Source organism: Flaviflexus sp. (assembly GCF_041440645.1).
In the GTDB taxonomy this organism is placed as follows: Bacteria; Actinomycetota; Actinomycetes; order Actinomycetales; family Actinomycetaceae; genus Flaviflexus.
On sequence record NZ_JASDVN010000058.1, the window covers coordinates 42725 to 58053 of the forward strand.

The 15329-nt window shown below is 62.9% G+C and carries 15 protein-coding genes; 14 read left to right on the top strand and 1 reads right to left on the bottom strand.

Annotated features, from left to right (window positions below; genetic code table 11):
• Positions 1-58 precede the first annotated feature (58 nt).
• Genes QMB98_RS08835 through hemW form a run of 3 tightly spaced genes read left to right on the top strand, consistent with a single transcriptional unit; the run spans position 59 to position 2665 of the window.
• Positions 59-694, top strand: coding sequence for an MOSC domain-containing protein (locus QMB98_RS08835; RefSeq protein ID WP_371685360.1), 636 nt, complete (start codon positions 59-61; stop codon positions 692-694).
• On the top strand, positions 691-1440 hold the full coding sequence (trmB, locus tag QMB98_RS08840; protein ID WP_371685361.1) for a tRNA (guanosine(46)-N7)-methyltransferase TrmB: 750 nt from the start codon (positions 691-693) through the stop codon (positions 1438-1440). The genes QMB98_RS08835 and trmB overlap by 4 nt, the downstream gene beginning before the upstream one ends.
• On the top strand, positions 1433-2665 hold the full coding sequence (hemW, locus tag QMB98_RS08845; RefSeq protein WP_371685362.1) for a radical SAM family heme chaperone HemW: 1233 nt from the start codon (positions 1433-1435) through the stop codon (positions 2663-2665). The genes trmB and hemW overlap by 8 nt, the downstream gene beginning before the upstream one ends.
• Positions 2666-2789: 124 nt before the next feature.
• Here hemW and QMB98_RS08850 read toward each other — a convergent pair whose 3' ends face one another.
• Positions 2790-3659: a DUF3097 family protein gene (locus QMB98_RS08850; RefSeq protein WP_371685363.1), complete on the bottom strand. Its 870-nt coding sequence runs from the start codon at positions 3657-3659 to the stop codon at positions 2790-2792.
• Between the two features lie 77 nt (positions 3660-3736).
• On the opposite strand from QMB98_RS08850, the gene hrcA reads away from it, so the two are divergent.
• The 11 genes from hrcA to leuA all read left to right on the top strand — a co-directional run bounded on the left by hrcA (position 3737) and on the right by leuA (position 15244).
• Complete coding sequence (hrcA, locus tag QMB98_RS08855) at positions 3737-4735, top strand: heat-inducible transcriptional repressor HrcA (RefSeq protein WP_371685365.1); 999 nt, start codon at positions 3737-3739, stop codon at positions 4733-4735.
• Between the two features lie 97 nt (positions 4736-4832).
• Entirely contained in the window at positions 4833-5948 is a 1116-nt protein-coding gene (gene dnaJ, locus QMB98_RS08860; protein WP_371685366.1) for a molecular chaperone DnaJ, read from the top strand.
• Positions 5945-6694, top strand: coding sequence for a 16S rRNA (uracil(1498)-N(3))-methyltransferase (locus QMB98_RS08865; RefSeq protein WP_371685367.1), 750 nt, complete (start codon positions 5945-5947; stop codon positions 6692-6694). The genes dnaJ and QMB98_RS08865 overlap by 4 nt, the downstream gene beginning before the upstream one ends.
• A gap of 27 nt (positions 6695-6721) precedes the next feature.
• On the top strand, positions 6722-7699 hold the full coding sequence (locus QMB98_RS08870) for a PhoH family protein (protein ID WP_371685368.1): 978 nt from the start codon (positions 6722-6724) through the stop codon (positions 7697-7699).
• Positions 7696-8151 carry an rRNA maturation RNase YbeY gene (ybeY, locus tag QMB98_RS08875; RefSeq protein ID WP_371685369.1) on the top strand — a complete coding sequence of 152 codons (456 nt, stop codon included), beginning with the start codon at positions 7696-7698 and terminating at the stop codon, positions 8149-8151. Before QMB98_RS08870 ends, ybeY begins: the two co-directional genes overlap by 4 nt.
• Entirely contained in the window at positions 8151-9386 is a 1236-nt protein-coding gene (locus tag QMB98_RS08880) for a hemolysin family protein (RefSeq protein ID WP_371685370.1), read from the top strand. Before ybeY ends, QMB98_RS08880 begins: the two co-directional genes overlap by 1 nt.
• The gene (gene era / locus QMB98_RS08885; protein ID WP_371685371.1) at positions 9383-10282 is read left to right on the top strand and encodes a GTPase Era; all 900 of its coding nucleotides are present in this window, start codon (positions 9383-9385) and stop codon (positions 10280-10282) included. Before QMB98_RS08880 ends, era begins: the two co-directional genes overlap by 4 nt.
• Positions 10282-11793 carry an alpha/beta hydrolase family protein gene (locus tag QMB98_RS08890; RefSeq protein WP_371685372.1) on the top strand — a complete coding sequence of 504 codons (1512 nt, stop codon included), beginning with the start codon at positions 10282-10284 and terminating at the stop codon, positions 11791-11793. The genes era and QMB98_RS08890 overlap by 1 nt, the downstream gene beginning before the upstream one ends.
• Positions 11794-11805: 12 nt before the next feature.
• Positions 11806-12603, top strand: coding sequence for a PP2C family serine/threonine-protein phosphatase (locus tag QMB98_RS08895; RefSeq protein ID WP_371685373.1), 798 nt, complete (start codon positions 11806-11808; stop codon positions 12601-12603).
• A complete protein-coding gene (locus tag QMB98_RS08900; RefSeq protein WP_371685374.1) occupies positions 12600-13304 on the top strand; it encodes a hypothetical protein in 705 nt (234 codons plus the stop codon). Before QMB98_RS08895 ends, QMB98_RS08900 begins: the two co-directional genes overlap by 4 nt.
• 197 nt (positions 13305-13501) lie before the next feature.
• A complete protein-coding gene (gene leuA / locus QMB98_RS08905; RefSeq protein ID WP_371685375.1) occupies positions 13502-15244 on the top strand; it encodes a 2-isopropylmalate synthase in 1743 nt (580 codons plus the stop codon).
• Positions 15245-15329: the final 85 nt, after the last annotated feature.

Below are 15329 nucleotides of genomic sequence, written 5' to 3' on the forward strand. Positions count from 1 at the left end.
CGGCTGACGCCCTGATGGTGAGGGACCGCAATTGACTGAGGCCGCTACAGTGGAGAGCATGCGAGTTACCCACCTGTGTGTCGTGTCCGAGCTTGTGCCCGTTCCCTTGGGCCGAGTCGGTGTCACCGCGATCAACAAGAAGCCCGTGGATGGTCCCATCAGGATCGTCACCATGGGCCTGTGGGGTGATATCCAGGCGGACCGCGCCAAGCACGGTGGCATCGAGAAGGCCGTGTACGCGGTCTCTGCCGGTGAAATGGCGTGGTGGGAACGGGAACTTGGTGAGGAACTCCCACCCGGAATCTTCGGCGAGAACATCCGCGTGGAGGCCGACGTCGATGACTTTATCCTCGGGGCACGCTACCGGCTCGGTACCGCGGAACTCGAGGTCACGGGCTGCCGCAACCCATGCAAGACCTTCGAGTACTGGCGCGGGGAGCAGGGCTGGGTCAAACGCTTCCTCGACCACGGCTATTCGGGTGCCTACTTCCGTGTGCGAAAGGCGGGGGAGGCCCAGGCCGGCGACGAACTCGTTGAACTCCACGTGCCACACCACGGCGTGACCGTCAAGGACCTGTTCACCGATCGCGCCAGCCACTACGACACGCTTGCCGAGGCCCACCGGAGCGGGGACGTGACCCTCGCCGACTACGTCATCAACTACCTGCCAGAGAACCTAAGGAACACCCTGTGACAGAACCCCACCACCGCCGCATCACCAGCTTCACGAGGCGAAGCGGGCGCCTGCCCGAACGGAACCAGCGCGCCCTCGACAAGTACGGGGAGCGGTACGTGATTGACGCGCAGGTGGACCCCGGTCTCTTTCTCACGGAGGTACCGGATCTCGAGAAGGCGTTCGAGAGGGACGCTCCCCTCATCGTCGAGATCGGTGCCGGTGCGGCCGACCAGGTGGTCGCCCACGCCAAGGCACACCCCGAGATCAACCATCTCGCCTTCGAAGTGTGGTGGCCGGGAGTTGCGGCCTCGGTCGCCAGGATCGTCCGCGAAGAGGTCGACAACGTCCGCATGATCTGCGCCGACGCCGTACCCGCCCTCCCAATGATCTTTGGACCCAACCGGAAGCCGGACGAAGTGTGGACCTTCTTCCCCGACCCGTGGCAGAAGGCACGCCACCGCAAGCGCCGACTCGTCACCCCCGAGTTCGCGACTCTCATTGCCTCGATCCTTCCCGAGGGCGGCACGTGGCGGCTCGCAACAGACTGGGACGACTACGCGTGGCAGATGAGGGACGCGATTGCCGCGGTACCCGAGTTCCACAATCCCCACGCCGCCATGCGAGCAGACGAAGACGACCCGGGCGAGCTGGGCATCACCGGAGGCTTCGCGCCCCGCTGGGAGGGCCGCATCCAGACCCGCTTTGAGACCCGGGGCCTCAACGAAGAACGCAAGATCCACGACCTGGAGGTCATTCGTGCCTGAACTACCCGACGGCGAAGAAGCCCCCAAGGACGGCAGCCTTCCCGATATCGCGATGGACAGGCCGTTATCGGCCTACGTTCACGTGCCCTTCTGTCAGGTGCGGTGCGGATACTGCGACTTCAACACCTACACCTCAACGGAACTCGGGGCGGGTGCAACCCCGCGCGAGTACGACACCCAACTGCTGGGCGAGATCGCGCTCGCGGGCCAGGTTCTCGACGGCGGGAAGCCGCTGAGCACCGTGTTCTTCGGTGGCGGCACCCCCACCTTCCTCCAGGCCTCCCAGCTCGCCCACATTCTCGGTGTCCTCGAGCTCGTGTTCGGCATTGAGGAGGGAGCCGAGGTCACGACGGAAGCGAACCCGGAAACGGTCGATGCCGAGTACCTGCGCGCCCTGAAGGAAGCCGGTTTCACACGGGTCTCGGTCGGCATGCAGTCAGCATCCACCCACGTGCTTGCCACACTCGACCGCCTCCACACACCCGAACGCGTACCCCAGGTCATCACGTGGGCGAAGGACGCCGGTCTCTCATCATCCCTCGACCTCATCTACGGAACCCCCGGGGAATCACTCGACGACTGGAGGCACTCGCTACGCGAAGCGATCTCCATGAACCCCGACCACATCTCCGCCTACGGCCTCGGCATCGAACCGGGCACGAAAATGGGTCAGCAGGTCAAGCGCGGCATCCTCCCCGACACCGATCCGGACGACCTCGCCGCCAAGTACGAGATCGCCGACGAGATGCTGAGCGAGGCCGGATACTCCTGGTACGAAGTCTCAAACTGGTCCAAGCCGGGTCACCAGTCTCGCCACAACATGGCCTACTGGCGCAACAACAACTGGTGGGGATTTGGGCCGGGGGCACACTCCCACATCAACGGCACCCGCTTCTGGAACGTCAAACACCCCAGGACGTGGGCGGAACGCCTGAAGGCGGGGGAGTCACCCGCAGCGGCACGCGAGATCCTCTCGCCTGAGGAGCGCTCCGAAGAGGACATCATGCTCGGTATCAGGCTCGCCGAAGGCCTCCCGCTCACGGCAGGACTCGCGGGACCCGGCGAAGCCCCCAACCGCGCAGCCCTTGCGGGACGCCGCCACAAGACCATGCTCCTCGCTTCGGACGGACTCCTCGACCCAACGGAACTCGCAGGAGGCCGCATGGTCCTCACACTCAAGGGCAGGCTACTCGCCGACACCGTCATCCGAACCCTGTGGGACTAGACCACAGGAGAATAAGGAACGCACTGCTCACCAACGACCCGACTCAAGAGAGAAGACGGGGCAGGCAATGATGCCCGCCCCATTCCAGTCCTGAGATTCACTGTCTCCAAAAGTCTGCTTCGAGCTACTCCGGTGCGGTGAGGAAGTCGATGAGCTCCTCGACCCGGCCAAGGAGGGATGGTTCGAGATCCTTCCAGTCACGGACGCGACCAAGGATCCTTGACCACCCGATACCGACGTCCTCCTGCGTCTCCTGGGGGAGCCCAAGGGCCTCGAGCGTGCCCTTCTTAATGTCGATCGACTTCGGAATCATCGGCCACTCCTTCAGGCCAACCCTGGCCGGCTTGATTGCCTGCCACACATCGACATACGGATGACCGAGAACGAGAACGTGATCGTTTCCGTAGCGTTCGAGAGCGGCCTCAACCAGGCGCGACTCCTTTGTGCCGGGAAGAAGATGGTCAACGAGAACAGCGGCGCGCCTACCGGGACCCGGATCAAAGACCGCCAGCATCTCCTCCAGATGATCGACGCCAGCGAGCTCCTCAACGGCAATGCCCTCGAGACGCAGATCCTCACCCCACACCTTGTCGATCAGCTGCCAGTCGTGCCGGCCCTCCACCCACATGCGAGACGGAAGCATCGTTGCCGGCTTCGCCTTGACGCGAACGGAACCCGATGCCGTCCGTGATGTGGCATGGGTGGCGCTCGCGGACTTGCGCTGTGGGGGAACGATGTTGACGGGCTCGCCATCGAGCCAGAAACCGGGACCAAGTGGGAACTTACGCCTGACGTTGCCGCGCCCCTCGAGAGTCATGAGAAGCTCGCCCGCGACCTTGCCAACGGCCACGATCTCACCAACGAAACCCGAGGTCACGTCCTCGAGGACCAAGCCCACCTCGGCGGGAACGTTTTTCTGGGTGCGTAGTTTGGACGGCTTGGGTTCCGATAGGACATCCCGGCCGTATCTGTCAGCTGGTCGCGAAGCTCTCACCGTCTAAGGGTATGCAGTAAAGTCGTTTGTGCGTAGAATTAGCACTCAGGCATGTCGAGTGCAAGAAGGGAGGAACGGTGCGAAGCGACGAACGTCGACTGAGAGTATTGCAGGCGATCGTGGAGGATTACGTTTACACCCGGGAGCCCGTTGGTTCCAAGGCAATCGCTGAACGTCACGGCTTCGATGTTTCTTCCGCAACGATTCGAAATGACATGGCGGCCCTGGAAGAGGGCGGTCTCATCCACCAGCCGCACACGTCCGCTGGACGCGTTCCAACCGACCGCGGCTACCGCGCATTCGTTGACACGATCTCGCAGGTCAAACCCATGTCGTCGGCCGAGAAGAAGGCGATCGAAACCTGGCTCGAGGGTGCAATCGACATGGATGACGTGCTCATCCGGGCGGGCAGGCTTCTTGCTCAGCTCACCAAGCAGGTTGCGGTCGTCCAGTACCCCAACCGTCAGCGCAATGCGCTGCGCCACGTCGAACTCGTTTCGATCTCTGACCATCACTCGATCCTCATTGCCATCACCGACTCGGGTGCCGTCGAGCAGCGCAACGTCGACATCGCCCTGAGCGACGAGCAGGCCACGGCCATCTCCTCCCGCATCAACGCCACCTACACCGGCAGAACCGGCATCGAGATCTCCGCCGAAGCGGTCGATTCCGAGAACCTTCCCCCGCTCGAAAGGGCGATGATGGGGGCGGTGGTGACCGTGCTGAAGGACGTCATGACGGACGAGGCCGAGGAAAGACTGGTCATGGCGGGTACGGCGAACCTGGCCCGCACCAACGTCGACTTTGCGCGCACCATCACCCCAGTTCTCGAGGCACTTGAGGAGCAGGTTGTTCTCCTGCGTCTCTTTGCCGACGTTGGCGACGAACTCGCTGTCACGATCGGTGAGGAGAACAAGGATGATGGCCTTTCGGAAGCGTCGGTCGTGACCTCGGTGTACGGTAAGCCGGGTAAAGCGCGACTCGGAATCGTTGGCCCCACCCGCATGGACTACGTCAACGCCATGGTGAGCGTGCGAGCGGTCGCCAGATACCTCACCCGAATTCTGGGGTCCTAGGATCCAGCACTGACGATTCCCAGATTGAACCAGCGATTTAGCAAGTAACAAAGATTTAGCAAGTAATAACGAACTCGATGAGAAAGAAACGGCGTTAGTGGCTGACTACTACGACATTCTTGGTGTATCCCGCAGTGCCTCCCAGGACGAGATCAAGCGTGCCTATCGCAAGAAGGCGCGTACCCTCCACCCGGACGTGGCCGGCCCAGACAAGGCCGACGAATTCAAGGAGGTGACCGCCGCCTACGAGGTTCTCTCCAACGAGGAGAAGCGACGCCTGTACGACATGGGTGGCGAGTCCGCCGTCCGCAACGGCGGAGCCGGCGGCGCAGGCTTTGGTGGTTCCTTCCAGGACATCTTCGACACGTTTTTCGGTGGCACCACGGCCGCTCGTGGCCCCGTGCCCCGCGGCCGGCGCGGCCAGGACGCTCTCGTTCCCGTTGAGATTGAGCTGGAGGACGCCACCTTCGGTCTCGACACCGAGATCACGATCGAGACGGCGGTGCGCTGCTCGACCTGTCACGGCACCTGTTCCCGCGAGGGGAGCGAACTAACCACGTGTACCGCGTGCGGTGGTTCCGGTTCGGTCCGCAAGGTCACGAACTCCTTCCTCGGCCAGGTCATGTCCACCACCTCCTGCGGTGTCTGCCAGGGCCACGGCACCGTAATCTCCGATCCCTGCCTCGACTGCGCAGGAGAGGGCCGCGTGCGTGCACAGCAGACCCTCACCGTGAAGATCCCCGCCGGCATCGAGGATGGCATGCGGATCCGCATGTCGGGCAAGGGCGAAGTTGGCCCCGCCGGCGGCCCCCAGGGCGACCTGTTCGTCGAGGTTCACGTCAAGGAGCACCCGCAGTTCACCCGCCAGGGTGACGACCTCGTGTGCGACCTGGAGATCCCGATGACCGCTGCGGCCCTGGGCACAACCATGAACATCGACACTTTCGACGGTCCCCAGGACGTCAACATTGAACCCGGCACGTCCGGGGGAGTGTCGCTTCGCGTTCGCGGCAAGGGCGTGGGTCGCCTCCACCGCTCCGACCGTGGTGACCTGGTTATCAACGTGCACGTGCAGACCCCGACCAAGCTCTCTGGGCGAGAGAAGGAACTGTTGCGTGAACTCGCCGAGATCCGTGGCGAAACCCAGCCCGAGGGCAAGCTCGTGACCGAATCCGGTTCCGTGTTCTCCCGCTTCAAGGACCGCTTCCTGTGACCAACCAGGTCTACTACGGACCGCACCTTGACGATGTAGCCCAAGGAAGCCGCATTGAGCTGACCGGTGAGGAGGCACGCCACGCCCACGTCAAGCGCACCGACATCGGTGAGCTCATCGACGTTGTGAACGGGCGCGGCCTTCGCGCCACCATCGAGGTGACGTCCGTGACCTCGAGTTCTCTGACGGGAACTGCCGTGGAGGTCGTGGAGGAAGCACCATCCTCGTACCCCATGACCCTCGTGCAAGCACTAGCCAAGGGCGGGCGAGATGAGTCCGCCGTTGAGGCCGCCATCGAGGTGGGGGTTCAGGGCATCGTGCCCTGGCAGGCGGATCGTTCCATCGTCAAATGGGCCGGTCCGAAGGCGGCGAAGGGCGTTACCAAGTGGGAGCAGGTGGCACTTGCCGCCATGAAGCAGTCCCGGCAGGCATACCTGCCGACCGTCTCCGACGTGCACACGTCCAAGCAACTCGCGCAGGCCATCCGCTCCGTTGTGGGCGGCGGTGGCCGGGTCTTCATCTGCCACGAGGAGGCAACCCAGCGCTTGGCAGGCATCGAGCTTACCGAACCCGGTCCCGTGTGGATCGTTGTTGGTCCCGAGGGTGGAATGGCCCCGGCAGAGGTCGACCTGCTTGTCGAGGCCGGTGGGGAACTTGTGCTCCTCGGTGACACCGTTTTGCGGTCGGGTACGGCCGGTTCCGTGGCCGCGACAGTCGTGCAGGTAACAAGTGGTGCCTGGCGTTAGAATGGCGTCACAGCAGGAAGGCAAAGTGTGCAGGTACTGAATGTCCCCGAAGATATTCCACTGATTAACCTCCTGGGCCACAGGGACGAAGTCCTCCGAGCCCTGGAGCGCGGTCTCGCACCCGCGGACATTCACGTGCGGGAACGAGAAATCACGATTACCGGAGACGAGGGCCCCGTTGGGCTCGCCACCTCCCTCATCTCAGAACTCATTGACGTTGTCCGTGGCGGCACGGCCCTCACAGTGGATTCGGTTGAGCGTGCCATCACCATCACGAAGGATGGCTTGGCGGCGCCCTCGGAGGTCCTGAGCACCGACATCCTCTCCAACCGCGGCAAGACGATCCGCCCCAAGACCGTGGGGCAGAAGAAGTACGTTGACGCGATCGACGACAACACGATCGTGTTCGGCATTGGCCCCGCAGGTACCGGCAAGACCTACCTGGCCATGGCGAAGGCCGTTGTTGCCCTCCAGTCCCGTGCCGTGTCCCGCATCGTCCTCACCCGTCCCGCCGTGGAGGCGGGGGAGTCTCTCGGCTTCCTTCCCGGAACCCTGAACGACAAGATCGATCCGTACCTGCGTCCGCTCTATGACGCGCTGCACGACATGCTCGATGCGGACGCCATCCCGAAGCTCATGGCGGCGGGCACAATCGAGGTTGCCCCCTTGGCCTACATGCGTGGCCGCACCCTCAACGACGCCTTCATCATCCTGGACGAGGCGCAGAACACGACGCCGGAGCAGATGAAGATGTTCCTCACCCGCCTCGGTTTCGGTTCCAAGGCGGTTGTCACGGGTGACGTCACCCAGATCGACCTGCCCGGAGGTGCCCAGTCGGGACTCAAGGTGGTCCGTCAGGTCCTCCAGGGCATCGACGGTCTCGCGTTTGCTGAGCTGACCAGCCAGGACGTCGTCCGCCACCGCCTGGTGGGAGAAATCATTGACGCATACGAACGCTGGGGCGTGGAGTCGCAACAGCACAACAACCAGAGGAGGCGGCGTTGATCGAGTACGCTGACGAGTCGGGCTTCGAACCAGCCCTAGACGGAGAAGAAATTTCTGCTCTCGCCAGGTACGTCCTGGATGAGATGCGAGTCCACCCGGGATCCGATCTCACGGTCATGCTCGTGGATGAGGACACGATGTCCGATTTGCACGTGAAGTGGATGGATGAGGAGGGGCCGACCGACGTCCTGTCGTTCCCAATGGACGAGATCCGTCCCGCTCCCGCCGGTCAGGAACCCGTCGAGGGCATGCTCGGCGATGTCGTAGTGTGCCCGACCGTGGCCGCAGCCCAAGCGAAGGTTGCGGGCCACGCCACCATCGAAGAGGTGCTGCTTCTCGTCACCCACGGGATCCTGCACGTGCTGGGTTACGATCACGCCACTCCCGACGAGGAACGTGAAATGTTTGGATTGCAGCAGAAGCTTCTGCTGAACTTCCTCGCAGGGCGCTGATGACACCGATGCTCAATGAGGTGCCGGAAGCACCCCTCATAGCCGTCGTCATCGTGCTTCTCCTCATCGAGGTCAGCGCCTCCGCGCTCGATGCGGCACTCTCACGCATCACCCGCACCGAGGCCGCCGAGGCCATGGGCTCGGGAAAGAAGTCCGGAACGAAGATCGCCACGATCGTGGAGTCGCGGACCGCTGCCCGCGTCGCCGTCTCCTCCATCCGTGCCATCTCCGCCATCACGGCAGGATCCGTTCTCGCCCTCGTGGCCGCCGACTTCCTTGGCGCCTGGTGGCAGGTCGTTCTCGTGGTCTTAGCTTTCGCGATCGTTCTCGCTCTCGTCATGGGAGTGTTCTCGCCGCGCAAGCTGGGTCGCAAGAACCCGGTGCGCACAATCGGGCTGTTCGCGACCCCTCTCGCGTGGCTCACCCGCCTCTTCTCGGGCTTCGTCAAGAAGGACGAGGATGAGATGGAGGACGACGATCTCGCGATCATGATGGAACGCGTGTCCGAATCGAACGAGCTGGAAGAGGACGAACGCATCCTGCTGCAGTCCGTCATGGACATGAGGGACACGATGGTGCGCGAGGTCATGGTGCCCCGAACCGACATGATCACGATCCACCTCGACACCTCGCTCGACAAGGCCATCAGCCTGTTCGTGCGTTCCGGCTACTCCCGCATCCCCGTCACCGGTGACACCGTGGACGACGTGGCGGGCGTGCTGTACGTCAAGGACATCATTCGCCGCACCCACCGTAGGCTCGACACCGACAAGCTGACGGTCAGTGACGTCATGAGGGACGCCGTGTTCGTTCCCGAGATGAAGCCCGTGGACGACGTCCTGCACGACATGCAGGCGAAGTACTTCCACATGGCGCTCGTTGTCGACGAGTACGGCGGCATCGCCGGTCTCGTCACCATCGAGGATCTGCTCGAGGAACTCGTGGGCGAGATGACCGACGAGCACGACCGGGTCGCACCGGAAGTGGAGGATCTGGGGGATGGGGTGTACCGTGTACCGGCACGCCTCCCCATCGACGAACTCGGTGATCTCTTCGGCCTCGAAATCGAGGACGAGGACGTCGATACGGCCGGTGGCCTGCTCGCCAAGGGACTGGGGCAAATACCCATTTCTGGTTCCGAGACGGATATTCTAGGAATGCACCTTCAGGCTGAACGCTTCGAAGGACGACGGAAAAGGCTCGCAACACTGCTTGCGAGGGTGGAGGAAGAATGACGAGAGCTGGATTTGTGAGCCTGGTTGGACGGCCCAACGCCGGCAAGTCCACCCTGACCAACGCGCTCGTCGGAGACAAGGTGGCCATCACCTCGGCGCGCCCCCAAACCACCCGTCGCGTCATCCGCGGCATCGTGAACCGTGACGGCGGCCAGGTCATCATGGTCGATACTCCCGGCATGCACAGGCCGCGCACCCTGCTCGGCCAGCGCCTGAACGACCTCGTGCGCGACACCCTTGGCGATGTTGATCTGGTGGCGCTCTGCCTGCCCGCAACCGACAAGGTTGGTCCCGGTGACGCATTCCTCCTCGAGGAGATCAAGAAGTCCCGCACCCCCGTCATCGCTCTCGTGACCAAGACCGACCTCGTGTCGAAGGAGCAGCTCGCGAACCACCTGATCGAGGTGGCGGAGTTCTACGACTTCAAGGAGATCGTGCCCGTTTCCGCCATCACCGGTGAGAACGTGGACTATCTTGCCGACCTGCTGATCTCGATGATGGAGGAGTCGCCGATTCTCTACCCGGAGGGCGAGACCATCCACGAGCCGGAACGCATCGTCGTTGCCGAACTCATCCGCGAGGCCGCACTCGAGGGCGTGCGCGACGAACTGCCGCACTCGATCGCCGTTCTCGTGGAGGAGATGAACGAGCGCCCCCAGAAGGCAGGGGACAAGAGGCCCCCCCTTATCGATATTCACGCAGACCTGTACGTTGAGCGCAGCTCCCAGAAAGGCATCGTCATTGGCCACAAGGGTGCTCGTCTCAAGGAGGTCGGCAAGGCTGCCCGCGAGGAGATCGAGAAGCTTCTTGCCTGCCGCGTGTACCTCGACATTCACGTGCGCGTCGCGAAGGAATGGCAGCGCGATCCGAAGCTCCTGCGAAGACTCGGCTTCTAATGGCACGAGAGGTGCGGCATCCCAGGCTCGTCGCCACCATCATTCTCGTCCTGATCCTGGGGATGTGGGGGACGATTGCGGGGCCGGGATGGAGCCCCGACCCGTACCTCAACCAGATCGTTCCGCAAACCTCTGACACGAGGATCGGATCCAACGTGACCACGACCCCGACCCACACGTACGAGGTCCTGACCGAGGTGCACGAGATCGTGCTCTCCGATGGTCAGACCATCAAGGTCACGCTCCGCACCCCCGTCGGTGTCGATCGGCCCGCCCCTGCCGTGATCTTCATGCACGGTACCGGAACCGACCAGCACACCGCCTTCAACCAGCAGGCAACAACCTTGGCGTCCGCCGGAATCATCACGGTCGTGGGGGACAAGCCCCTCGACAGGTACTCGACCACGGCACGCGACTATCTTGATCTTGCGGCCGCGTACGAGGACCAGTGGAACTGGCTGGCAGAGAACCCAGCTGTCGACCGTTCCCAGATCGGTGTCTACGGCGAGTCCGAGGGCGCCTTCATCGCCCCCATCGTCGCAGCCGAAGAACCTGACGTCGGCTTCGTCATCCTCGTGTCCGCTCCCGTGCTTCCCATCCGTCAGCAGGGAGCTCTTGCCACGGACACGTACCTGCGTAGGCTGGGTGTTCCCGAACAGTTGCTCCAGGCCATTCCCCGCCTCATCGGTGGCGAGCTCCCGGGCGGCTTCGACTACATCGACTTCGATGTTAGCCCCTACCAGCGCCAGCTCGAGCAACCAGTTTTCATCATGTACGGCACGGGCGACTATTCCATGCCCGTCATTCAGGGTGCGAACCAGATCATCTCCGACATCGCCACCAACGGGAACACGAAGTACACGCTTCGCTACTACGAGGGAGCGGACCACGGCCTGCGCATCGAGAACGAGAACGGCGACCTCGTTCTGTCCGCCGAAGCTGGCCGGGACGTGTCCCGGTGGATCCTTGGGCTTCCGGCAACCGCGGATGCTGAACCGCGGATTGCGGGTGATCAGCCCGTCCAGAACTTCACGGCTGAAAGCCCCGGTTCCCCACGCTGGTACGCCTCCGGCACGGCCGCGCTCGTCATTCTCATCGCCGGCCTTGCACTCACGGTCCTGAGCTTCCTTGGCGGCCTCATCGGTCAGATCAGGATCAAGGGCCAGCGCCTGCTCAACATGAAGGGAGTGGCGACCCCGCTCATCGTCGCGGGCGTCTCCGTTGTTGCCGCGTGGGTGGCCTTCGTCTGGTACGTGCTCGCCATCGCGGAACTGGCACTGTCCTATCAGACCGACGCTCTCATCGTCCGTGGTGGGTGGCTCATCTGCCAGATCGTTGCGATCTTTGCCGCCGCCATGGTCGTGCGCCTGATCTATGCCTGGTTGCGGGCACGACCCCTCAAGGGCATCGCCCACGCCACCATCGTCATCGGCATCATCGGCCTCGCCACACTGTTGACCGCTCTCGCTTACTGGAACGTCTACCCGTCACTGCTCTCAGCATTGACATAATCTTGTCACGACATGATTTCTTCCAAGCAGAGCCGGCCATGGGACCGCTACACGATCGAGACTGGTTGCGCCACCTCGATCGGTAACGTGCGCGTCAAGCAGGAGGACCGGTTCGTGGACGCGAGCCCGCTGATCGCCGTCGCGGATGGCATGGGTGGACTCAACCGGGGAGACATCGCCGCCCAGACCATGGTCGACATCCTCTCTGGCATCTCCTTCACGGGATCCACTGTGCAGGCGAGGGGAGAAATCAAGAAGGCGATTGAGCGGGCCGGAGTCAAGCTCGCCAAGCTGGGATCAAAGAAGCTTGGGGGAGAGTCCGGCACGACCCTCGTGGGTGCAGTTCTCGGCCGCGGCACGGCTAAGGACTGCTGGTTGGTCTTCCACGTGGGGGATTCGCGCCTCTACTCCTACGACAATGGGGTGCTGAAGGTGCTGACGAGGGACCATTCCGTGGTCCAGGATCTTGTCGATGCTGGGATCCTGACCCCCGGTCAGGCACGCATCGACCCGCGCCGCTCCATCGTCACCCGGGCCATCGGCACCGCGGTATCCTCGCAACCCGATTTCAGGCTCGTCGAGGCGACGGGGCAGGTGCTGATCGCCTGCTCGGACGGCATCACAGACGAGTTGGACGACGAGGACATCGAGTGGATTCTTAGGCAACACGAGGACAGCAGTCTGGATGAGATTGCGCAGGCTCTCGTGGACGGCGCACTTGAAGTGGGAGGGCACGATAACGCCACCGTTATCCTCGCGAGGGCTATTCCGGTTACTATGGAGCCCACGAGGGAAGGAAATCGTTCATGACCGTATCTATTGAATTCGTTGGAGAATGGTACACAGTCGTTCAGGAGGAACCGTTCCTGATCGGACGTGAAGGCCCCCTGCAGCTTGACGACAACCAGTACCTGCACCGCCGCTTCCTCACGATCAGCTACGTCGATGGCATGTACTGGATCGAGAACGTCGGATCCCGCCTCTCGGCCACGCTCGCCGACAACGATGGTGCGACCCAGGCCTACCTTGCTCCGGGAGCGAAGCTCCCCCTCGTCTATCCCCAGACTGTCCTGCTGTTCACCGCCGGTCCGACGACGTACCAGATGACGGTGTTTAACGACGAACCCGCCTACCTGCCCTCGCACGTGGCAGACACGGACGATGCTGGCGAGACCACGATCGGTCCCGTCGAGCTCACCCCCTCTCAGGTTCTTCTCATTCTTGCTCTTGCGGAGCCGGTTCTCACCGGTCGCGGCACCACCTCATCGATTCCGTCCTCCCAGCAGGCGGCGGACAGGCTGGGATGGCCGATCACGCGGTTCAACCGCAAGCTCGACCACATCTGTGAACGCCTCACCCGCTACGGCATCCGCGGCCTCCACGGCGGTCCCGGCAAGCTTGCCGTCAACCGTCGCGCCCGCCTCGTTGAGCATTCAGTCGCGACCCGCCTCGTCACGGCCGACGACCTGTTCAAGCTCGACAACCCGTCCGAGTACGACGACGCCAGCTAGAAAACCTGATGAACTGGGAGCAGGAGAGTGGATGGATGACCCAGGTTGTGGACATGCATTCCATTTCCGCGCTCAGGGCGTACACTGTCACCATGCGCAACCTCCTGCTTAGTTGCCGCGGCGAGGCCTGATCCGACCGGCCCCTCCCCGCGGAGTTCTCGTTGTGCCGGTCCACGGAAGCAAGAGAAGCAGGAAAAGTGAAGACTTCAGGATCAAATAATCAGCAGCGCACCTCGCGAATGCCCTTCGGCAAGTACAAGCCGTTTCTCGACACAAACCCGGTTGATCTCCCCACCCGCCAGTGGCCCAGCCGCCGCATCGAGAAGGCCCCCCGCTGGCTCTCGACGGACCTGAGAGACGGCAACCAGGCACTGATCGAGCCCATGGATCCCGCACGCAAGCGCGCCATGTTCGACCTTCTCGTCAAGATGGGTTACAAGGAAATTGAGATCGGCTTCCCGGCCGCCTCGCAGACAGATTGGGACTTCGTTCGTTCCCTCGTCGATGACGACGCGGTGCCGGAGGACGTCACGGTCTCGGTTCTCACCCAGGCACGCACCGACCTCATTCACCGCACCATTGACTCCCTCGAGGGATTCCCGCGGGCCACGGTCCACATGTACAACGCGACCGCACCCGTGTTCCGCAACGTCGTGTTCCGCAACGACAAGGAAGCGACCAAGCAGCTCGCGATTGCCGGAACTCAGGATGTCATCGACTACCTGGAGAAGAAGATCGGTGACGACACGGTTGTCGGCTACCAGTACTCTCCGGAGATCTTTGTTGACACCGAGCTCGACTTTGCGCTCGAGGTGTGCGAGTCGGTCATGGACGTGTGGCAGCCAGCAGACGATCGCGAGATCATCCTCAACCTGCCCTCCACAGTCGAACGCTCCACGCCCAACGTGTACGCTGACCAGATCGAGTGGATGAGCACGAACCTGTCCCGCAGGGATCACGTGGTCCTCTCGGCACACAACCACAACGATCGCGGCACCGGTGTCGCCACCTCCGAACTGGCGATGCTGGCCGGCGCCGACCGCATCGAAGGATGCCTCTTCGGCCAGGGCGAACGCACCGGCAACGTCGATCTCGTGACCCTCGGACTCAACCTCTACACCCAGGGCATCGATCCGCAGATCGACTTCTCCAACATTGACGAAGTCCGTTCCGTTGTTGAGTACTGCACCCGCATGGAGGTCCCGGCGCGGGCACCGTACGCTGGCGACCTCGTCTACACCTCCTTCTCCGGCTCCCACCAGGACGCCATCAAGAAGGGCTTCGAGGCCCGCAAGAAGAAGATCGAAGAGACCGGCGACGACACGTGGGATCTGCCCTACCTGCCGATCGACCCCGCCGACCTCGGACGCTCCTACGAGGCCGTGGTCCGCGTCAACTCCCAGTCAGGCAAGGGCGGAGTCGCCTACCTGCTGTCGACCACGAGGAACCTTGAGCTGCCCCGCAGTCTCCAGATCGAGCTGTCCGGGATCGTCAAGAACTACACGGACGAAACCGGTGGCGAGGTCACGGCTGATGAGCTGTGGCACATCTTTGCTGACGAGTACCTGCCCGCCTCCGAAGTCGACGGCCTGAAGCCCTGGGGGCACTACTCCCTCAAGGGCACGAACATCGCGACCGCCGAGGACTCCCGAGCAGAACTCACCGTCACCTTCGGTGTGGCCGGCAACGAGAAGGAAATTAAGACCTCGGGCAACGGCCCGATCGACGCATTCGTTAACGCCATCGAGAAGCTGGGTCACCGCATCCACATTCTCGACTACCAGGAGCACGCCCTCTCCGAGGGTGGGGACGCCACGGCGGCCGCCTACGTGGAGGCCGAGATTGACGACAAAATCCTGTGGGGCGTTGGTATTGACCCGTCGACCCTGACGGCATCCTTCAAGGCGATCATTTCAGCCCTCAACCGAACCCGCCGCTGACCTCACCGGTCTGGTTCGGCGCCGGTTTATGGGCTCTTCATAATTGAGTGTGTAGCGGGCGTTTTGCGCGTCGTGGCATGAAACG

Bases quoted from the DNA above. Each gene is read 5' to 3' on its own strand.
- QMB98_RS08900 (WP_371685374.1), top strand. From the start codon at position 12,600: ATGACCGTATCTATTGAATTCGTTGGAGAATGGTACACAGTCGTTCAG.
- QMB98_RS08835 (WP_371685360.1), top strand. From the start codon at position 59: ATGCGAGTTACCCACCTGTGTGTCGTGTCCGAGCTTGTGCCCGTTCCC.
- QMB98_RS08880 (WP_371685370.1), top strand. From the start codon at position 8,151: ATGACACCGATGCTCAATGAGGTGCCGGAAGCACCCCTCATAGCCGTC.
- era (WP_371685371.1), top strand. From the start codon at position 9,383: ATGACGAGAGCTGGATTTGTGAGCCTGGTTGGACGGCCCAACGCCGGC.
- QMB98_RS08895 (WP_371685373.1), top strand. From the start codon at position 11,806: ATGATTTCTTCCAAGCAGAGCCGGCCATGGGACCGCTACACGATCGAG.
- QMB98_RS08890 (WP_371685372.1), top strand. From the start codon at position 10,282: ATGGCACGAGAGGTGCGGCATCCCAGGCTCGTCGCCACCATCATTCTC.